This is a genomic window from Sporolactobacillus terrae (genome assembly GCF_019930545.1).
Lineage (GTDB): Bacteria > Bacillota > Bacilli > Bacillales > Sporolactobacillaceae > Sporolactobacillus > Sporolactobacillus terrae.
In genome coordinates this window covers 1,590,353-1,610,946 of record NZ_CP082837.1, presented here as the reverse complement: position 1 = coordinate 1,610,946, position 20,594 = coordinate 1,590,353, and the positions used below count along the sequence as shown (strand labels likewise).

Genomic DNA, 20,594 nt, shown 5'->3' with positions numbered 1-20,594 from the left:
CAATTACAATTAGTCAAATTGTAATAGGAAAATAGATAATTGTAAAAATTGGATTGTAATCGCACAGGATAAAAAGGGGGAAGTGCGATTGACATTACTGAAGCAAAGGGCAGTGATCATTTTTTGGCTCATGTCGATGGCAGGGCTTCTTCCGCTAATCTACGTCCTTGATCCACCAAGAAACATCACTTTTTCTTCCTTATTCACTATAAGCATTGTCTTTATTCTCACCGCAATTTTCAGTTTTAAAGTTAAAGGGACCGATATTATTGTCCTTCAGGGAATCGGACTAGCTACCTTTCTAATATTCGGACTATTCATTGAAACATTATTGACGCAACTGTGCATTATCACCTATTTGCTTTTTCAGCGGGTCGGGAAGTCGGATTTTTATCGGATACCGGTCAACTTGACCATGTTTTTGTTCGTTTCCATTTCTTCCGGATGTGCTTATTACGCACTAGGCGGCCAAGCAGTGACGGGAGCCCGCAATGTTTTGGCGTTGCATTTATGGCCGATTATAGCCTTCTATATTGCTGCCTATCTATCCAACAGCCTTCTTTTACTTGTCATTCGACGCGGGCTGCTCAATCAGCAAGTTGTTCTGAAACTATTCGACCGTGATTCTGCTTGGGAACTGGTGATTACGGCTTTAATGTTGCCGCTTGGTATAGCCTTCTATCTCATGTATACAACCAGGGGATGGGAAGGTATGATGATGATTGCGATTCCAATGGTCACGTTGTCAGTTATTATGAGACAAATCAACAACAGCCAGGAATTAGTCCATTTTCTTCAAAACGTGAATCATCTTGGTCAGCAGCTCACGGAAGAATTGTCCGTGAACCGTGTATTTGACCACTTGTTTGCTCAAATGCCCGCGATGATGACAACAGCGGATTATCTTTATGTTGTCCTGTACACGGAACCGGAGCACCCAAAGCTTGTCCGTCTCTATCGCAAAAATCAGGAAAGTGACTTTGTGCCCTTTCAGCAAGAAGCCGATATCAGTATGAATGTATATCGAGAAGCGAAAACGGTCACTGAAAGTGGAGAGGTGTGTGCAAAGTATCCGTTTCTCGACGCGGTGTCAAAAGGACAAGCGCGATCTTATTTGTCGGTGCCGATGATGCATCGTGGACAAGTCATCGGTGTTTTGACAATCGCTTCACATATCAACAGAGCCTTTACAAAAGCAAATAAAATCGGAATTGAAATTGTTGCCGATTTTCTTGCAATAGGGCTTGAGAATGCGAAGAATTTTGAAATTCGAAAAAAGGAAAGCGAGCATTGCCCGCTGACTGATTTGTTTAATTATCGCTACATGATGAAAATGATCCATCAAATGGTTCATGATCCTTCGCTAGAGGTTTTTTCAATTGTTATGATTGATATTGATAACTTTAAACGAATTAATGATCGGTTCGGGCATCAAAACGGCAATGCGATCTTAATTGGTGTTGCGAATCGATTGCGGAAAACGATTGGAGAACGTGGAATTGCTGTACGGTACGGCGGTGAAGAGTTTACCGTACTGCTTCCTGAAATCGATTCTGGCCAATGCTTTTCAATTGCTGAATTGATTCGCCGCGCGGTTGCAACGGAACCCTTCATGATTTTCAATGAAGAAGACAACCGCTACGACAAAATTCATGTGACGATCAGCCTTGGCACGGCAACGGCGCCTGTAGACGGCACGGATCCGTCTGAATTGATCTATAACGCGGATCACGCAATGTATAAAGGAGCAAAGCAGCAAGGAAAGAATCGAGTCGCTCGCTACTTTTGACCAATCGATGCTGTGCTGAAAATAGTCGAGAAAAAGAGAGAAATTTTTTGCGGATGAGACGACAAATGTCTCGTTCTTTTTTATGTCCGCTGTGCTAAGCTAGTCGGAAGCAGAGCTTTGTTTGGACAAAGGGGGATACCTGTGACCGCTAGGAATAATAAAACGCCCCAAGTGACGGTATCGTTTAATGGAGAAAAACATGCCTTGGAAGAGTGGACAAGAAAAGAAACAGCCGCAGATCAGGATAAGTCGCTGGACTGGATCGGTGCTTTCTCCGATGAGAACGATGAACTTCAGCAGCAACCCAAAAAAATAAGTACCGATTCAAATGCTTTTACGGAAAAAAAGCAGCCACCAGCAAAAAACAAATGGCAATCGGCGCACAAGAAACCGATGACGAAACTGCGTATGATCCGTTTCATCGGCTTACCGGCAGCGGCAGCGCTTGTCGTCGGATTGGTGATTGGCATGTCTCTTTTAATGGTGCTAAACGAACAAGCGCCAAAAGAGAAGAACACATGGGCGAGCGGCGCGCAATCCAATCAGCAGACCGGCACCTCGACGATTGCCAGTAGCGATTTAAATTTATCACTCTATCTCATTCAGGCGGGATTGTTTGGCTCGCCGGCTAAGGCGAAGCAGATTGCATCTCAGCTGAACGCACCTGCAGTTGTGATGCCTGTCACGGGAGGCAACGCCATTTTTGTTGGCGCAGCACAAAACGAAAAAGAAGCGGACCAAATGATTAAAGCGTTTGAAGGGAACGGCATGGATGTGTTTAAAAAGAAAATGACGCTGCAAGCGTCTGCTGCAGCAGCAAAAGATCAAAATAAAGCGAAGACGGCACATGCGGTAAAGAAAATGATTCAGCAATATCTCGCCTTATCGGCGCAGCCTAACCGAATCGCAGCTTCTGGCCAGAATGTACTGCAAACCGTGGACAAGCTCTATAAATCCGTATCAGGCTTAAAATCAGATCGTGCTACTAAACAAGTGATGGATGATCTTAAACAAACGCGTGCAGCAGCAGCCCAATTGACCACAGATTCGTCCACACAACAGGCGGCTGCATTTCACAAGTGCCTGCTTGAGTCGATCGCACATTATAACGCGTTGATCCATTCTTAAAGAAACCGGATGTTTCATTAAGAATGTGTGGCGCCTGCAGAGAACAAAGCGCACAACGTATTGAAGTACAACAGATAAGAGGCGGCTTTGCTGATACTGTGATGAGCGGTATGGCTTTAATCAGGCCGTTCTAGGCCCGTAATCAAAGGCTTCTACGAGGCATCGATGTTGCGCGCGTAACAGAACGATTACAAAAAGATTATTATTGCTTATTTTTGCGTTTTTGTGACATAAACGGATGATTCGCGTCGAAAATAATGGGCGACTGTCCTAGAAAATAGACCATTTTTGTCATTTTTCATTCTGCAGAAAATCCTGAAACACGCTATGCTTGGCTTAAGGGATCTTCAACGTGCAGAATGGGGGAATGGTTTATGGTGAAGAATATAATGATGAAAGATGTACCAAATGGTGATCGTCCTCGAGAACGGTTGATTCGCGAAGGCGCTCCTGTTTTGTCAAATCAAGAGCTGCTTGCCATCCTCCTGCAGTCAGGGACAAGAAATCAGTCTGTAATGCAGCTTGCCGGCCGATTGGTCAGTCAATTTAACGATCTTGAACAATTGCGGGAAGCGAGCATCGAAGAATTGAAGCAAGTTAAAGGGATTGGCGCAGCAAAGGCGGTTCTTTTATTAGCCGTTTTTGAAATTGGTCGGCGTATGAGTCGAAAGGCTCACGATGCTAGGTACGCGATTCGTTCTCCCGAAGATGGCGCCGACTATGTGATGGAGGAAATGCGCACATTAAAACAGGAGCACTTTGTGGCATTATTCTTGAATACCAAGAACCAAGTGCTGCATAAGTGCACCATTTTTGTTGGTAGTCTCAACGCCTCTATCGTTCACCCACGTGAAGTGTTCAAAGAAGCAGTACGGCACTCGGCTGCTTCGATCATCTGCTTTCACAATCATCCAAGCGGCGACCCAACGCCCAGCAAGGAGGACATTGATGTAACCAGACGCTTAGCCTCTTGCGGAAAAATGCTTGGTGTGGACGTCCTGGATCATATCGTCATTGGGGACCGGCGATTTGTTAGTTTGAAACAGAAGGGGCTAATGTAAAATGAAAAGCGCATGATTCCAAACATTTCATTTCTAGCCCCCCTATAAATTCAAGATCAATTAAGATATAATTAAATGCATGAGTTTTTGCAATCGAAGGGAGATTACATAGATGTTTGGCGGATTTTCTAAAGATATGGGTATTGACCTTGGGACGGCGAACACGTTAGTGTACGTTAAGGGGAAAGGTGTTGTCGTCAGAGAACCATCGGTCGTCGCCTTACACACAGACAATGGTGTGATTGAAGCAGTCGGAACGCCGGCAAAGAACATGATCGGCCGCACACCGGGAAATATTGTTGCAGTTCGTCCGATGAAAAATGGTGTGATTGCCGATTTCGAGACAACCGCGACAATGATGAAATATTTTATTAATCAAGCACAGAAACAACGCTCCGTTTTTTCACGCAAGCCAAATGTGATGGTTTGTGTCCCATCGGGAATTACAGCCGTTGAAAAACGGGCCGTAGAGGATGCGACAAAACAAGCGGGTGCGCGTGAAGCATATACGATTGAAGAGCCCTTTGCAGCAGCAGTTGGTGCCGATTTGCCGGTTTGGGAACCAACCGGAAGCATGGTGGTAGATATTGGCGGAGGTACAACGGAAGTTGCCATCATATCACTTGGCGGGATCGTGACCAGCCAATCCATTCGTATCGCCGGTGATGATATGGACGAAGCGATCATTCAGTATGTGAAGAAAACCTATAACCTCATGATCGGGGAACGCTCCGCTGAAGCCTTGAAGCTTGAAATCGGATCTGCAGGCGATTCCGAAGAAATAGAAAAAAGTAAAATGGAAGTACGCGGCCGCGACTTGCTAACCGGTCTCCCGAAGACCATTGAAGTATCTGGAAGAGAGATCGCCGAAGCATTGCGCGATTCGGTCAATCAAATTATCGAAGCGGTCAAAGTGACACTTGAGAAGACCCCGCCTGAACTTGCTGCCGATATTATGGATCGCGGAATTGTTCTTACCGGAGGCGGAGCATTGCTGAATAACTTGGATCATGTTCTGAGTGATGAGACAAAGATGCCGGTAATTGTTGCAGAAAACCCGCTTGATTGTGTTGCAATCGGTACAGGACGTTCGCTTGAAAACTTGCCGTTAATTCGCTCCAAGGCGAACTCAATCTCATTAGCAAACAAATAATCATTCAGCGCTAAAACGTGTGAACAGCTAAGCAGGTGTCTGTATGCCTTCATTTTTTTCAAACAAAAAATTAATCATCTTATTGACCAGCCTCATTGTCTTGATCGCACTGATCAGCTATTCCCTAAAGCAGGGGACACGTGCGAATTGGGCGGAACAATTTGTTCAGGATGTTGTCGGCGGTTTTCAATATGTGATCAATGTACCCGCTCGCTATGCAGCGGGTTTCTTTCAGAATGTGAACGATATTGAAAATGCTTATAAAGAAAATAAGCGGCTAAAAGAAAATCTGGAAAACTATGCCAGTGTTGAACAGGAAAACCGAACCCTCTCTGCGCAGAACAAGACATTAAGAGCGCAGCTTGGTTTAAAAAATGACCCGAAACTATCTGATTTTCGAAAGTATTCGGCAATGATGATCGGCAGAACGGTTGATCAATTTAATCAACTGTTGACGATTGATAAAGGTCGAGTCAACGGGATTAAGGACGGAATGCCGGTCATTACTTCCGGAAAACGGCTGATCGGCAGCATCACGAAGGCGAGCAATTTCACCAGCAAGGTATCGCTGATCTCGGACGATCAGAACATAAATCAAATTTCAGCCGTTATTCAACCGAAAAAGGGCGACCCGATTCCGGGCATGATTGAAGGCTATGATCAGAACAAGGATCTTTTGTATTTTCGCAAAATCCCGATCAAAGCTAAAGTGCAAAAAGGCCAAGTGGTGACAACATCAGGCTTAAGCGGCAAATACCCTGAAGGACTCGTCATTGGTACGGTCATCAAAGTAACAACCGATCAATATGGGTTGACGAAGGCCGCTCAAGTGAAGCCGGCTGCAAATCTTAACGATCTAAGCTATGTTCTGGTCCTGGAGCGCAAAGCATCGGTTGCAAGTGATGAGGGGGAATGAGAATGAAGCAAAGTAAAATTTTTTTTCTTCTCTTCTTTCTATTCATCATTCAAGGGACCGTTATCCCGCTTATCTCTCTGTTCCATGCATGGGACAATGTACAATGGGTTCCGGAGTTTGTTTTTGTCGCCATCCTGATGATCGCGTTTTTCGGATCGCTCAGTTGGGGGATGAGGTATGCCCTCGTCTTTGGTTTTATGACCGACATCGTCTATTCATCGGTGCTCGGTGTCTATGCGTTCAGCTTAACGCTCACCGTTTATTTGATTTCTATGATTTCCCGATGGGTGAATTTAAACCTAGTGATGACCCTTCTCCTTGTTGCTGTCGGCGTTGTCGTTATGGAATTTCAGGTGTATGTCATTTACTTGATGATCGGTTTAACGGATCAGAATCTCAGCGTTTTCTTTCAAGCACGTGTGCCTGCAACGCTTGCGCTCAACGCACTCTTTACTCTGCTGATCTATTATCCATTTCGCCGAGATTTAGTGAAAATGTCTGACTGGATTAAAAAATGATTTAGTCCAGTTGCCGTTATCCAAACTTTTGTAGGGAACTGTATGTTTTAAGAAGGAATTTATTCTATTAATATTGAATATCAACATATCGAGGTGAAAATCCCGATGCCAGCCACTCAGTCACTTGTGACAATAAAAGGGCGCAAAGATGGTCTTGTTCTTGTCATGAATGAAGCTTGCGCTTATCGCGATTTGTTAATCGAACTTAAGGAAAAATTGGCAGCGAGTACGAATCTAGATCAAAACGGTCCGGTCATTTCTGTGAAAATTGAAGTGGGTAATCGTTATATCAGCACAGATCAGCGGGATCAGCTTAAACAGATCATCCACTCTTATGATCATTTAAAAGTGGAAGCCATTCATTCGAATGTGCTGACTTATGCAGAACTGGACCAGATCAAAGAGCAGGAGAAAATAGTCACGATGGTTCGAATTGTACGTTCAGGCCAAGTGCTCTCTGTTCAAGGAAATCTTCTCTTAATCGGAGATGTCAATCCGGGAGGCGTTGTGTCTGCCTCAGGAAACATATACGTTCTTGGGTCTCTGCGCGGAGTCGCTTCAGCAGGGCAAGGCGAAGATGGAAACAACGCGGTAATTGTCGCATCGATTATGGCGCCGACACAGCTCAAAATTGGGGAAACCATTAGCCGCAATGAGCGCAACACAGCCGAAGTGTTGACAGAACGACATAGGTTCGAATGTGCGTATTTGGACGATCATATTGGAAAAATCGTGATTGACCACATACAAGCCACAATAAAAAAAGGAAATCTACCATTTACGTTTAATAAGATGTAAGATTGATAGAAAAGGGGTGTGTAGCGATGGGAGAAGCAATCGTTGTGACATCTGGAAAAGGCGGGGTTGGAAAAACAACAACCTCCGCAAATGTCGGTACTGTTCTTGCCCTGCAAGGGAAAAAAGTCTGTCTTGTGGATACGGACATCGGCCTGCGCAATCTGGATGTTGTTATGGGACTTGAAAACCGAATCATCTATGATTTGGTTGACGTTGCACAAGGCCGGTGCAAGCTTAATCAGGCATTAGTGAAGGACAAGCGTTTTGAGTGCCTCAGCTTGTTGCCGGCAGCCCAAACAACCGATAAGGACTCGATCCAACCCGATCAGATGAAGAAAATCATTGATACGTTAAAAGCCGATTTCGATTACATTATTATTGATTGTCCGGCTGGCATCGAACGCGGCTTTAAGAATGCGGTTGCAGGGGCGGATCATGCGATTGTCGTGACGACACCTGAAATTTCTTCCGTTCGCGATGCTGATCGAATTATCGGTTTGCTGGAACAAGAAAAACAAGTTTCACCGCCGCGGTTAATTATCAATCGCATACGGCAGCATCTGCTTAAAAGCGGTGAAATGCTTGAGATCGATGAAATCATGAACATATTGGCGATTGACTTGATTGGTATTGTCATCGATGATGATGGCGTGATCTCTTCGTCAAATAAGGGGGAACCAATCGCGCTCAATCCTTCATCAAAGGCTGCAATGGCTTATCGGAATATTGGAAGACGGATTCTGGGAGAAACCGTTCCGCTTATGGATCTTGATGAAAAGCAAGGCTTTTTCCATCGGGTTAAAGCCTTGCTTGGAATGAGATAATCGAGAGAGTTAGCTTTTAAAGCGTCCGTGCGTAAAGAAATTCTTTGCGCACGGACGCTTTTTTCTTTGCTCATATTTAATAAAGACCGGGCATACAGTCTTTGTAGAGGCTTGTTCACAATGGACAAGATCATGCGATAGGCAAAATGCTGAAAGAAATTGAATGAACGAATAAAACGGATCCATGCGGAAAGGAAGCAAACCCATGAGCGATTTTATGGATTATAAGCGAAGACATCAATTGCGCAAACAAAGAAAACTAACGATGCTGCGAGAGTCGCCAAAGGATTACAGCCTTCATCCCAAAAAATCAGGGAGCAGCATGATGAATGCGCCTTATTGGGCAGATCTGGAAGAGCCCCAAAAACCGCCGGTTAATCATACTCGCCGCTTCATGCTGCAATGTGTGGTCTCAGCTTTGCTTGTCGGGGCAGTCTATTGGGTAAATACAAACGACAGTCAACTCCCGGCGGTAAAACATTCCATAAAGACAGCGATGACTCAGGAATTCCAGTTTGCTGCCGTATCGCAGTGGTATGAGAACTATTTAGGCGATCCAATCAGTTTCCTTCCTAATATCCCCAAGGACACTAAAAGCGCCGATGAAGGATCAAGTGAGCATCAAACGCAAACGGATAAATCATCTTTTGCTAACCCGGTGACCGGCGAGGTGAAGACACCGTATAAATCGGCAACGAAGGGAGTCACCGTTGAAACCCATGCACATACAACCGTTAAAGCAGTAAAAGATGGTCTGGTTGTATTTGTCGGAAAGAAAAAGACAATTGGCGAAACGGTCGTCATTCAACATAAAGATAATGATGAGTCATGGTACGGAAAACTCGATGCGGCGGATGTAAAAGTATATCAGGAGGTGAAAAAAGGTCAAAATATCGGCGTTACTTCCGGTACGAACAATAAAAAAGGAAGCTTTTATTTCGCCCTAAAAAAGGGGGAAAAGTTTATTGATCCGATACAGGTGATGTCCTTTGACTAAGCTGCTTCCTAAGATTAAGATTCACCCTGTTTTCTGGCTGGTCATTGCTGCCGGAACATTGACCGGGCATCTTTGGGGAACGGTAATGGCCTTTGTCATTGTACTGATTCACGAACTCGGTCATGCATTGACTGCTCGATTGTTCGGATGGAATGTGCTCGAAATCGAATTACTGCCCTTTGGTGGCGTCGCAAAAATAGATGAGCGCGAGACGCATCCTTTTTATCAGGAATGTTTGGTGCTGATTGCCGGACCACTGCAAAACGTTTGGCTGCCACTGCTTTCTTATGCGCTGCTGAATTTTCCGTTTTGGGGAATGAACGAACACAATCTCTTTCTCATGCAAAATAATGCGCTGCTGCTCTTCAATCTGCTACCGATCTGGCCGCTTGATGGAGGACGTCTGACTCATGTCTTGATGGAGATGGTTTATCCCTATAAACTGGCTTATCGCCGCGCGCTTTGTTTCTCCGCAATTGCTTTAGGATTGTTCGGTGTAATCAGCTTGCTGCTCTATCCCTTTTCAATCAACAGCTGGATCATTTTTTCATTTATTCTCGTTGCGATCTATAAAGAGTGGCGCGTGATCCCGTTACGCTTTATTCGTTTTCTGCTTGCGTTATCAAGCGGCAAGCAGAGATTCGTACGGTTAAAGAAGCTGTCGGTTCCAGGTGAAATGTTGCTTACTGAAGTTTTTGCAATGTACTATAAAAATGCCGATCATCGTTTACGAATTATTGGCGAACCGAAGTCTGAACTTGATGGTATCGGACTGGTTCGTGATTATTTTAAAGGTGATTGTGAAGCAGCCACGATTCGTGAATGCCTATAAGTGCGAAGTTGCACCGCCCGATTCAATTTGGGATAATGAGCCTAAGCGAATTATGGGTGGGGGTTGCGATGGTCCAACTCGATTTAAGCATTGCGCTTGAAAAGCATTCGGAAGGCGTTCGAGCGGCAGTTTTCGAAAATGGGCGGGTGGTGTCCTTTTATCTTCAAAACGATGCAGCGGATCTGCGAATTGGGGATATCTTTCTTGGCCGTATTTCTGAAGATCGCCTCAGTCAAGTCGGTTGGTTTGTTGATCTCGGAGAGGGAAGGAGCGGCTTTCTTCCCCACAACCGCTGCGTCAAGCATCGCCCGGAGGATAAAGGCGCGTTTATCCTCGTTCAGGTTGATAAAGAGCCATGGAATCAAAAGGAAGCCGAACTTACAGAACATGTGCAGATGAAGGGGAAAACGATTATTTATTTGCCCTACAGTGGCTATGTTGCCGGATCACAGCGCCTTCCCGAACAAGTGCGCGATTCATTGAAGCGGGCGGCTGCCGCTTGGTGCGTTGATAACGAGGGCGTGATTGTGCGAACAGCAGCAGCCAAGCAGCAGCTGCAAACACTTCGGCAAGAGTTTCTTAATTTGAAGGATCAGTGGCGTAACGTTGAGAAAGCGGCTTCCTCGGCAACGCAGCCGAAACGGATCTGCCGCCAATTATCTTTTCTTGGCGAACTGTTTAATGAGCATCATTTTCCAGAGCATTGTACGGTGCTTACTAATTTTTTGATTGCCCAGAATGAAATTCCGGAAGGAGCGTCGGTACGGCATCTTGCGGAAACAAATCTCTTTCGTTCACTAAATATTGAGTCTATATATACGCATGCCTTTGCATCTAAAGTAGCACTGGAGTCGGGGGCGTCCCTTGTCATCGACTATACGGAAGCGTTGACGACAATTGATGTGAATTCAGGCTCAATGAAGATTCAGAAGAATCGTGATGAAGCGATTCGGCGAATTAATCGCAATGCAGCTAGGGAGATTGCAAGGCAATTGAGATTGCGTCAGATTGGTGGAATCATAATCATTGATTTTTTACGGATGAACCACGAGTCGGATCGGCAAGCCCTTTTGCAGCAGCTGATCCATGAAACCAAACCGGATCCAAACCATGTTCAGGTCTATGGATTTACTCGAGTTGGCTTAGTGGAAGTGACAAGAAAACGTCAGAGCTGGGGAATTCAGAATCAGGTCATGAGCATGATGAAAAATGCAGCTCATCGTTGACAGACAGCAATGGACTATGTTAAGATTCAACATGTTATTATGTTGTTAAAGGACTTAGGAGCATCTCGCTCCAACCGCTCAGAATAGGTTATAATGTCCGCCAATTTGGGCAGCCTTTCTCTGGCGAGTCTGAGATGACAGATATGTTTGGACAAACCGATTTGTCACAAACATAATCTTAAAGGAGGTGCATCGGAATGTACGCAATTATTGAAACCGGAGGCAAGCAGCTGAAGGTAGAAGAAGGAAAAACGATTGTTATTGAAAAGCTTGCCGGTGAAGCAGGCGATGCCGTTACGTTTGATAAGGTGCTTTTTGTTGGCGGAGAATCTGTAAAGGTCGGCGCACCGACTGTTGAAGGTGCAACGGTAACGGGTAAGGTTGTTGAACAAGGCCGCGACAAGAAAATTGTTGTGTTCAAGTTCAAAAGAAGAAAGAACTACCGTCGCAAACAAGGTCACAGACAGCCATTCACAAAAGTTGTCATTGAAAAAATCAATGCGTGACGGTGGCTTGCGGTGGTTAATCTAACCATTCATCGTGATCCTCATGGGCAGATTGTTGCCTTTAATTTAACCGGTCATGCCGATAGCGGTCCCTACGGAAGTGATCTTGTGTGTGCAGCGGTTTCTGCTGTTGCGTTCGGATCGGTTAACGCCGTTGAATCGCTGGCAAATCTGCAGTTGGACGTGCGGCAGAAAGATAGTGGTTATCTTGAATGTGCGATCCCGGATTACGCTGCTGGCAGTGATTTGGAGAAAGCCCAGTTGATCTTGGAAGCAATGCTTATCTCAATGCGTACGATTGAACAGTCGTATGGTCAATATATTCGTATTAGTGATTAAAGGAGGTGCCTTAAAGATGTTGAAATTAGATCTTCAATTTTTCTCATCGAAAAAAGGTGTTGGTAGTACAAAAAACGGTCGTGACTCCATCGCAAAGCGTCTAGGCGCAAAACGTGCAGACGGTCAAACGGTGACAAGCGGCTCAATTCTGTATCGTCAGCGCGGGACTAAGATCTATCCGGGAACGAACGTTGGACGCGGTGGCGACGACACATTGTTTGCAACGGCAAATGGTGTCGTTAAGTTCGAAAAGTTCGGTAAGAACAAGAAAAGAGTCAGTGTCTACCCGGTAGAAGTGGCTAAAGAAGCTTAATGCTTTTTGTGCATGAATAAGTATTGAGGCGGCAGATGACTTTTTGCGCAAGCAAAAGGTTTATCTGCCGCTTTTTTACAGGCTTGGCTAAGAATCAAAGCGGAAGTACTCTGGCGCCAGCGGGATTGCGCTTTGTTGATGCGTGCCAGCGAGCAGATGAAGTGTCGTTTAAGCCTATCCAGTTTTTTTCATGCAGCGACTTTTGCTCAATTAGAGTGTGCCTCTACAGGGCATCGAAGGCCTGGCTGCTTAAGTCGAAAAACGCCGCAATCGCCAGTGGGGATGCAAGGTTTTTTTTTTCATGATTTGAGTGACGCTTTCGCTTGTCGTTCCCCGACAGGGATCTGTTATACTGGTCTTGTGCGATTGGAGGTGCGGCAATGTTTAATGAACAAAAAGCGATGGAATTGTTGAGTTTCGCGCGGCATGGCCTATTGAATGATTTGCAGTTGATTAAGGGTTATCTTTTTCTAAAGCAGCCGGAAAAAGCGGAAGAAATTGTTGAACGGGTCACAGAGAAACTTCATAATCAAACGGGACTGACTCGTTTGCAGATCCCGCAATGTGCGGTTTTTCTAATGCACTACAGCTGGACTGCTCAGGACTTTCATGTTACTTTTCATATTGACGGTAAGCAGAAGAACTTATCTGCCTATGATCATTCACTGGCGCTCTTGTTCAAGGAACTTTTTTCGATCATCGAACAACATGCGTCGCCTTTGTCAGAAAATAAGGTAGAGATTATTTTTGATACAACGGAACCTGAAACACGCATATCGGTCTATTTTATAGGGATACTTACGGATCCTCATGCTGCGGAACAACAGGTAAACAATCAGATTGTGTATCAATCGTTTCAATGGGTTGAACACTACATAATAAACGATGGAAGCAATGAAAATGAAGTGAGGTGGACAATGTGTTTGTCGATCAAGTAAACGTGTTTGTGAAAGGCGGCGATGGCGGCAACGGCATGGTTGCCTTTCGGCGCGAAAAGTATGTGCCTGACGGTGGTCCGGCGGGCGGCGACGGCGGCAAAGGGGCCGACGTGATCTTTGAGGTTAATGAAGGGTTGCGCACCTTGATGGACTTTCGTTACAAACGCCATTTTAAGGGAAAAAAGGGAGAAAACGGCCGAACGAAGAATCAACATGGCAAAAGTGCGGCTCCGCTCGTTGTCCAAATTCCACCGGGAACGGTTGTTAAGGATAAGGAAACGGGGAAAGTGCTTGCTGACTTGACTGAGAACGGGCAGCGTCAAGTGATCGCAGCAGGCGGACGCGGCGGACGTGGCAATACCCGTTTTTCGACACCGGCAAACCCGGCCCCGTATATTTCTGAAAATGGCGAGCCGGGTGAAGAACGCGAAGTACAGCTGGAGTTAAAGCTCTTAGCAGATGCGGGGCTTGTTGGTTTCCCAAGTGTTGGCAAATCAACGCTTCTTTCTGTCGTGACTTCAGCAAAACCAAAAATTGCTGAGTATCATTTTACGACGCTTGCGCCGAACCTTGGTGTTGTAGCTGTTGATGAAGGGCGAAGCTTTGTACTTGCCGATCTTCCGGGACTGATTGAAGGTGCAAGCAGTGGTGCGGGTTTGGGGTATCAATTCTTGCGCCATATCGAACGTACACGGGTCATTATTCATGTGGTTGACATGTCGGGAAGCGAAGGCCGGGATCCTTATGAAGATTATCAGAAAATCAATGAAGAGCTGAAAAGTTATCAGCTGCGTCTCTTAGAACGTCCACAGGTTATCGCTGCTTCGAAAATGGATATGCCGGAAGCTGAGGAAAATTTGAAAACATTCAAGGAAAAAGTTGGTCCTGATGTTCCGATATTCGCTATTTCTTCTCTGACGAAAGCAGGATTAAAAGAATTAACACAAGCCGTGTATCAATTGATCTTGACCACACCGGAATTTCCAATGGAAAAACCGGAGCAAGAGGATGGCAAGGGATTGTACACTTTTAAAAAAGAAGAAGCACCGTTTGTGATTACACGGGATTCGGATGGTGTTTTCAATGTTTCTGGTCCAAAGGTCGAACTGTTGTTTAAAATGACGAACTTCAATCACGATGAAGCTATTCGGCGTTTTGCGCGTCAGCTGCGCGGTATGGGTGTGGATGATGCGTTGCGTGAAAAAGGCGTCTCTGAAGGAGATACCGTTCGGATTATGGATTTTGAATTTGAATACTCTGATTAAAAAAGGCAGGTTACAAGAGGTAACCTGCCTTTTTTAACGCATGTATTGCATGATTGATCTTTTCTAGGTCACTTGCTTCAAGTTCATGAACGTGCACGCCGTCGGTGAGGGAAGAGAGCAGTGATGCACCGGTTTTTTGTAAGTTTTCGACAAAGTGTTGCACATCGGAACGATTGCGCACCATCAATGAGCGAGTGATTTCGCCATATAATGGATGCTCCACAGTTACGTTCAGAACCGTCACACCGCAGTCAACAATTCGATTCAATTCGTCTTCGGTCTCGCTGATTGAATGTTTGCATGCAACGATCTTTGTGATTTGCTCCTGTTTGCTTTTTTGGAGCAACAGATAGCCTTGCGAAGTGGCTATAATCGGCTGCCCTTCAGCCTTGAGAAGCGAGATATCTTGAACAATGACTTGTCTGCTTACCTTCATTTTTTCGGCGAGTTCATTGCCTTTAAGCGGATCTGGTGTTTGCGCCAAAAGACTCAGAATCGACTTTCTGCGCTCATCCCCGGATATTCTTTTTCCTCTTGTCGTTTTCATGGTTTTGCACCCCATCAATTTTTTACCCATTCAATCGTTTGATTTGAATGATTGTGTGTGACTGCTCTTTTAAGTATAAGACAAATCAATGCTTCTGTGTATGGGTGACGGCTTGGCTCCTATTGATTTGAGTGATCGGCCGATAACTTTTGATTGGAAAGAGTGGCAAAATGCCCAGAAACACCATATATATAAAATGACTTTCACAGGAGGGATGGAGAACCGTGAAATTATATGTTGTCCAAAAAGGCGATACCATGGAAGAAATCGCAAGAAAACATGGCATGACAATTGACGAATTCAGGAAAATGAATACAGATTTAAGCGAAGGTTCCTTGCAACAAGGGGAGAAGGTAAAGGTGGCAATTGGAAAACAGCCGATCAAGCGAAAGATTTCCGCTCGATCCGAGGTGACGCACGCGTCTGCTCCTCAACCTCAGCCGCAGGCGCCTGAACCGGAACCACCGCAAATACCTGAACCAGCGCCTTCCCAGCCGCAGGCTGTGCAAGAGATCAAGGAACAGCCGAATGCAGTTCCTAATGCCCATGTTTCCGGAACAGAGGATACAGAATATCCGCAAATTCTCTACCCCAAAAGCCCGGAAGATAACGAATGGAGTCCGACAGACACAGGGATGTATCCCAATTATTCTGCCCCACAACCGTCGTCGGGCAGTCCAACAAATGAGGGGCCTTCTGATCCGAACGCAGGTAGCGCGGTTAGTCCTGCTTATGGAGGGTCAACCTATCCAACCTACCCGAATGTAGGGAATGTGGTAAGTCCGTCGACGCAAGGGCCAACGTATCCGAATATGGGGAATGTGGTAAGTCCGGCAACGCAAGGGCCAACGTATCCGAATATGGGGAATGTGGTCAGTCCGTCGACGCAAGGGCCAACGTATCCGAATATGGGGAATGCGGGCAGTCCGGCAACGCAAGGGCCAACGTATCCGAATATGGGGAATGTGGTAAGTCCGTCGACGCAAAGCCCAGCGTATCCGAATATGGGGAATGTGGTAAGTCCGTCGACGCAAGGGCCAACGTATCCGAATATGGGGAATGCGGTCAGTCCGTCGACGCAGAGCCCAGCGTATCCGAATATGGGGAATGTGGTTAGCCCGTCGACGCAAGGGCCAACGTATCCAAATATGGGAGGTCCCGTGAGCCCTGCACAACAAAGTATAAATCCATATTATCCTACCCAAACTGGAGCAAATCAGAATTATCCGCAGAAAAAAGGCGGTTCATATCCGAAATTGCAGCCTTGGAAAGGGAAACAACCGCAATACCCAATTGGAACAAAATCAGTACCTTTGGATCAGCCGTATACAGGAGCTTCTAAAGGTGGCAAGCACCCTTCAATTGTGTCTCCGCAAAAGGGTGGTGCATATGGAAAAACGCAAGGATCACAAACGGCGCCTGCTTATACGGGAAAGCTTTCACCGGTTGGTACCGGCTCCTATGGGATGCCACCATATCCTTATACTCCGGTTAATTCGAAAAAGCCATGTAACTGCGGCGGACCGGTTTCAAACTATGGAAATGCTCCGGTAGCAGGGTACTATGCAGGCAATCAGCCACCACATCAGAAACCGATTCCTTATAGTGCACTGTCAAATCCTAAGGCACCTACCTATCAACCGTTAAAACAAGAAGGAAAGTCAAAAAAATAAAGATGCGTGCAATGAGTGAAGACGGTTTTAGACGCGAATCGCTGCTTCTCAATTCATTTTCTATTTTTTGTCAGTTTATCGGTAAAAATTCTTAGCGTAAAAATTGCCTCCTTCACACATCATAAGTGCGAAAGGAGGAGTTAAATTGAAAAAAGCAGTACTTAAATTGGGGACTGTACTCTCACTTGGGGCTTTCTTGGCAGGGTGCCAAGCAGATAATGCGGCAAACAACAATCCAAATGTTGCACCGCGAGACGTCAATTATCGTACGGGGTACAACAATCCGAATACAGCGCCTGATTACACAAATTTCAACAATCCGAATGGTCCGCGTGCAAATCAGATGAACTATGGCGATCAGAGGCGTTTAGCAAAACGTATCTCTGATCGGGCCGCTTCAGTTGATGGGGTGGATCAAGCGCATGTGCTCGTCACAGGCAATACGGTTGCAATTGGTGCCGTACCGGAAAAAAATGAGAACGTTGCAAACTTGAGAAAGCAGATCCGTCTTCAGGTTCAGCCACTAGCCGGTGATCGTGAAGTGCTCGTTTCAACGGATAATCGTTATGTGAAGCGCATAACCGCAACTGAAACAGATTTTAATGCGGGAAAAGCAACACGTGAAGTACGTTCTGATATCGTTGGCATTATTGACGATCTGACCAATGCAGTGAAACGTCCTTTTGAAAACAACAGTCGCTGATCAATGCCTCTAAAGCAGCAAAAGAGCAAAGGCAGAGCCCTTTGCTCTTTTTTTTAGAATAAAAAATGGTTATAATGGGAACGGAGTGAATTTTACGGAGTACGCGAAAGTATAGGATAAAAGAACATAAATGGTAAAAAACGACGACGAACAAGAACAGAGGACGGCAATTGCCGGTTCTTTTTTTGACATTTATGTTTTTTCGACTAAGATGCGTTCAGCCGTAATTTTTGGGAGGAGAACCATTATGTCTGGACATTCAAAATGGAATAACATTCAGCATAAGAAAAATGCTGTTGATGCAGCACGCGGAAAAATTTTTATGAGGTTATCCAAAGATATCTTCTTGGAAGCGCGCCATGGTGGCGGCGATCCGTCAATGAATTCCGGGCTTCGCCACGCGATTGAAAAGGCGAAAGCTGCAAATATGCCAAATGACAATATTTCCCGGGCAATCAAGAAAGCAACCGGCGATCTTGATGGTGTGACTTATGAAGAAATCACTTATGAGGGGTACGGACCAGGCGGTGTAGCTGTAATGGTCGACGTCCTGACGGATAATCGTAACCGCTCTGCCTCGGATATTCGCCATGCCTTTACAAAAAGTGGCGGAAATCTAGGCGAAAGCGGCAGTGTCGGATTTCTGTTCGACAAACAAGGCATCATTGAAATTGAGAAGAATGATGAACTGGATGAAGATACAGTGATGATGGATGCAATCGATGCGGGTGCAGAGGACATGAAAACGCAGGATGACCGGTTCATCATTATTACAACACCTGACGTCTTTGAAGATGTTCGCAAAACATTGAGTGAAGATAAAGGATATGAAGTTGACCGCGCGGAAGTTGCCATGATCCCGACAACAAAAACAGCATTGACCGGCAATGATCTTGAAAAGATGAAAACATTGATTGAAGTGCTGGAAGACAATGATGATGTTCAGGATATTTATACCAATCTTGAAGAAAACGATTGATTCAGCAGAAGTGGAGAAAAGGGGCATTCGTCGCGGATGCTCCTTTCTTTTGCGAGATAAGGAAGTTCATGATTTTGAATTTGCTTCTCCTGAAATAAGCGGCATATCAATCGCTGCGAGACATGTAATCGCTCGGACGCCTTGCATTGTTTTTATTGGGACAAAAATGTGTCATATGCTATGATAGAATGAGTGAACTGACTTCAGAGCAGAAATGAACGGATGAGGAGTTACTTACGTGTTTGATTACATAAGGGGAATTTTAACCTATCTTTCCGGAGGCGGGATCGTTATTGAACAGGGCGGGTTCGGCTATCGAATTATTTGTCCTAATCCATTTACCTATCAGCCTTTGCTGAAAAAGGAAGCGAAGGTTTATCTGTATCAATATGTACGCGAAGACGCGAATATTTTATACGGATTTCAGACGAGGGAAGAACGGGAACTGTTTGTCCGACTGCTCTCTGTTTCCGGAATTGGACCGAAAAACGCACTAGCGATTCTTGCCTCCGGTGATCCGGATGAAGTGATTCAAGCGATTGAAGCGGAAAATGAAAAATATTTGACCCGTTTTCCTGGCATTGGCCGCAAAACCGCAGGGCAAATCATCCTCGACCTAAAAGGCAAACTGCAGGAATTCGCAATAAGTCCTGCTGCAGAACTGTTGGATGAACCCGAAAAGCGGTTAAACAATGCACTTGCCGAAGCGATGGACGTTCTGTCTTCGCTCGGATACTCGGAACGAGAAATTCGAAAAATCGTGCCTAAACTTGAACAACAGAATCTTAGTGCTGAAAATTATGTCAAGGAAGCGTTGAAACGATTATCAAAGCTATAAAAGGAGGGCGTCTAATTGGAAGAGGATCATCTGCTTTCGCGTGATGCGTTGCTTGAAGATCAAGGGCTGGACCAATCCATTCGTCCTTCCGACTTAGATCATTATATCGGTCAGGAAGAACTGAAGCGGAATCTTAAAATCTTTATACGTGCTGCAAAAGCGCGGCAGGAACCGCTTGATCATGTTCTTCTCTATGGACCCCCGGGGCTAGGAAAAACGACGCTTTCAATGATTATCGCAACGGAGATGGGTGCAGGAATTCGCACCACTTCCGGCCCGGCACTGGAACGACCTGGCGACCTAGCTGCGGTGCTCTCATCCTTGGAACCGGGCGATGTTCTTTTTATTGACGAAATTCACCGGCTGCCGCGCCATGTTGAAGAAATTCTGTATCCGGCGATGGAAGACTTTTGCATGGATATCATGATTGGAAAAGATGAAACCGCGCATTCGGTTCGGCTGAACTTGCCGCCGTTTACCTTAGTTGGGGCTACGACACGTGCCGGGTATCTGTCTCCGCCGCTTCGCGATCGTTTTGGCGTGATTCACCGCCTGCAGTTTTATACACCGGAAGAATTGTCTATGATTATTAACAGAACGGCAGGTGTATTGAAAACAGAAATTGCCGAGAATGCCTGCATTGAAATTGCCAGACGTTCGCGCGGTACGCCGAGAATTGCTAATCGCCTGTTGAAACGGATTCGCGACTTTGCACAAGTTGAAAACAATGGCATGATTGATCAGCAGACGGCGCGAGATGGGCTTACGCGACTGCATGTTGATGAAGCAGGACTCGATCGTGTTGATCGTCAACTGATTCTGGGGATAATCAACCAATTTAATGGCGGACCGGTCGGTTTAGATACTCTTGCCGCATCAATTGGCGAGGATCGGCATACGATCGAAGACGTTCAAGAGCCGTACTTGCTGCAGATTGGATTTATTCAGCGCACACCGCGCGGACGGATTGTGACCGACCAAGCGTACCGGCATTTTCATTGTAAACGAGAGGACGAGTGATAAATGGGTGATTTCGGGAAAGTGCTCATGATTGCTGGCGCCATTATCTTTCTAATCGGCCTTTGCTGGCCGCTTATTGGGCGGCTGCCTGGAGACCTCATTTTTAAAAAGGGAAATGTCACCTTCGTCTTTCCAATTGTTACCTGTATTCTTGTTAGTTTGCTCTTATCCTTAATTATGTACTTCATTAATTTATTTCACAGAATGTAAGAATGCCGGCAGCAGAACGCA

The 20,594-nt window shown here is 45.5% G+C and carries 23 protein-coding genes and 1 other annotated feature; of the genes, 22 read left to right on the top strand and 1 reads right to left on the bottom strand.

Annotated elements, in window-relative coordinates; translation table 11 throughout:
- Positions 1–88 precede the first annotated feature (88 nt).
- From K7399_RS07695 to obgE, 16 genes are all read left to right on the top strand, one after another.
- Positions 89–1,789, top strand: a complete 1,701-nt coding sequence (locus K7399_RS07695; protein WP_128166844.1) for a sensor domain-containing diguanylate cyclase — start codon at positions 89–91, stop codon at positions 1,787–1,789.
- A gap of 141 nt (positions 1,790–1,930) precedes the next feature.
- Positions 1,931–2,917 (top strand): SPOR domain-containing protein, encoded by a 987-nt coding sequence (locus K7399_RS07690; RefSeq protein ID WP_128166842.1) that lies wholly within the window; start codon positions 1,931–1,933, stop codon positions 2,915–2,917.
- 374 nt (positions 2,918–3,291) lie between these two features.
- Entirely contained in the window at positions 3,292–3,978 is a 687-nt protein-coding gene (gene radC / locus K7399_RS07685) for a RadC family protein (protein ID WP_037563241.1), read from the top strand.
- A gap of 112 nt (positions 3,979–4,090) precedes the next feature.
- The gene (locus K7399_RS07680) at positions 4,091–5,131 is read left to right on the top strand and encodes a rod shape-determining protein (protein ID WP_128166840.1); all 1,041 of its coding nucleotides are present in this window, start codon (positions 4,091–4,093) and stop codon (positions 5,129–5,131) included.
- Positions 5,132–5,174: 43 nt separating this feature from the next.
- A complete protein-coding gene (gene mreC, locus K7399_RS07675) occupies positions 5,175–6,047 on the top strand; it encodes a rod shape-determining protein MreC (protein ID WP_128166838.1) in 873 nt (290 codons plus the stop codon).
- Positions 6,048–6,049: 2 nt separating this feature from the next.
- Positions 6,050–6,565 (top strand): rod shape-determining protein MreD, encoded by a 516-nt coding sequence (mreD, locus tag K7399_RS07670; RefSeq protein WP_028976683.1) that lies wholly within the window; start codon positions 6,050–6,052, stop codon positions 6,563–6,565.
- Between the two features lie 105 nt (positions 6,566–6,670).
- Positions 6,671–7,363: a septum site-determining protein MinC gene (locus K7399_RS07665; RefSeq protein ID WP_028976684.1), complete on the top strand. Its 693-nt coding sequence runs from the start codon at positions 6,671–6,673 to the stop codon at positions 7,361–7,363.
- Between the two features lie 26 nt (positions 7,364–7,389).
- The gene (minD, locus tag K7399_RS07660) at positions 7,390–8,187 is read left to right on the top strand and encodes a septum site-determining protein MinD (protein ID WP_010026357.1); all 798 of its coding nucleotides are present in this window, start codon (positions 7,390–7,392) and stop codon (positions 8,185–8,187) included.
- A gap of 205 nt (positions 8,188–8,392) precedes the next feature.
- Positions 8,393–9,184, top strand: a complete 792-nt coding sequence (locus K7399_RS07655) for a M23 family metallopeptidase (RefSeq protein WP_128166836.1) — start codon at positions 8,393–8,395, stop codon at positions 9,182–9,184.
- A complete protein-coding gene (locus tag K7399_RS07650) occupies positions 9,177–10,016 on the top strand; it encodes a M50 family metallopeptidase (RefSeq protein ID WP_128166834.1) in 840 nt (279 codons plus the stop codon). The genes K7399_RS07655 and K7399_RS07650 overlap by 8 nt, the downstream gene beginning before the upstream one ends.
- A 68-nt stretch (positions 10,017–10,084) precedes the next feature.
- Positions 10,085–11,242: a ribonuclease E/G gene (locus tag K7399_RS07645; protein ID WP_164875491.1), complete on the top strand. Its 1,158-nt coding sequence runs from the start codon at positions 10,085–10,087 to the stop codon at positions 11,240–11,242.
- A 62-nt stretch (positions 11,243–11,304) separates the two neighbouring features.
- Positions 11,305–11,383, top strand: a sequence feature (ribosomal protein L21 leader region).
- 56 nt (positions 11,384–11,439) lie between these two features.
- A complete protein-coding gene (rplU, locus tag K7399_RS07640; protein WP_028976687.1) occupies positions 11,440–11,748 on the top strand; it encodes a 50S ribosomal protein L21 in 309 nt (102 codons plus the stop codon).
- Positions 11,749–11,760: 12 nt separating this feature from the next.
- Positions 11,761–12,087 (top strand): ribosomal-processing cysteine protease Prp, encoded by a 327-nt coding sequence (locus K7399_RS07635; RefSeq protein ID WP_128166830.1) that lies wholly within the window; start codon positions 11,761–11,763, stop codon positions 12,085–12,087.
- 16 nt (positions 12,088–12,103) lie between these two features.
- Positions 12,104–12,400: a 50S ribosomal protein L27 gene (gene rpmA / locus K7399_RS07630; protein ID WP_028976689.1), complete on the top strand. Its 297-nt coding sequence runs from the start codon at positions 12,104–12,106 to the stop codon at positions 12,398–12,400.
- A gap of 380 nt (positions 12,401–12,780) precedes the next feature.
- Complete coding sequence (locus tag K7399_RS07625) at positions 12,781–13,338, top strand: Spo0B C-terminal domain-containing protein (RefSeq protein WP_037563244.1); 558 nt, start codon at positions 12,781–12,783, stop codon at positions 13,336–13,338.
- A complete protein-coding gene (obgE, locus tag K7399_RS07620) occupies positions 13,320–14,603 on the top strand; it encodes a GTPase ObgE (protein ID WP_128166828.1) in 1,284 nt (427 codons plus the stop codon). Before K7399_RS07625 ends, obgE begins: the two co-directional genes overlap by 19 nt.
- 10 nt (positions 14,604–14,613) lie before the next feature.
- On the opposite strand, the gene K7399_RS07615 is transcribed toward obgE, so the two are convergent.
- Positions 14,614–15,150: a transcription repressor NadR gene (locus K7399_RS07615; protein WP_028976692.1), complete on the bottom strand. Its 537-nt coding sequence runs from the start codon at positions 15,148–15,150 to the stop codon at positions 14,614–14,616.
- A 224-nt stretch (positions 15,151–15,374) separates the two neighbouring features.
- Here K7399_RS07615 and K7399_RS07610 point away from each other — a divergent pair, with 224 nt between their 5' ends.
- The 6 genes from K7399_RS07610 to K7399_RS07585 all read left to right on the top strand — a co-directional run bounded on the left by K7399_RS07610 (position 15,375) and on the right by K7399_RS07585 (position 20,573).
- Positions 15,375–16,823, top strand: coding sequence for a LysM peptidoglycan-binding domain-containing protein (locus tag K7399_RS07610; RefSeq protein ID WP_128166826.1), 1,449 nt, complete (start codon positions 15,375–15,377; stop codon positions 16,821–16,823).
- Positions 16,824–16,968: 145 nt separating this feature from the next.
- The gene (locus tag K7399_RS07605) at positions 16,969–17,526 is read left to right on the top strand and encodes a YhcN/YlaJ family sporulation lipoprotein (protein WP_028976694.1); all 558 of its coding nucleotides are present in this window, start codon (positions 16,969–16,971) and stop codon (positions 17,524–17,526) included.
- 247 nt (positions 17,527–17,773) lie between these two features.
- On the top strand, positions 17,774–18,505 hold the full coding sequence (locus tag K7399_RS07600) for a YebC/PmpR family DNA-binding transcriptional regulator (RefSeq protein WP_128166824.1): 732 nt from the start codon (positions 17,774–17,776) through the stop codon (positions 18,503–18,505).
- Between the two features lie 238 nt (positions 18,506–18,743).
- Entirely contained in the window at positions 18,744–19,343 is a 600-nt protein-coding gene (gene ruvA / locus K7399_RS07595) for a Holliday junction branch migration protein RuvA (protein ID WP_028976696.1), read from the top strand.
- A 15-nt stretch (positions 19,344–19,358) separates the two neighbouring features.
- The gene (gene ruvB / locus K7399_RS07590) at positions 19,359–20,363 is read left to right on the top strand and encodes a Holliday junction branch migration DNA helicase RuvB (protein ID WP_028976697.1); all 1,005 of its coding nucleotides are present in this window, start codon (positions 19,359–19,361) and stop codon (positions 20,361–20,363) included.
- Between the two features lie 3 nt (positions 20,364–20,366).
- Positions 20,367–20,573: a DUF2905 domain-containing protein gene (locus K7399_RS07585; RefSeq protein ID WP_028976698.1), complete on the top strand. Its 207-nt coding sequence runs from the start codon at positions 20,367–20,369 to the stop codon at positions 20,571–20,573.
- Positions 20,574–20,594: the final 21 nt, after the last annotated feature.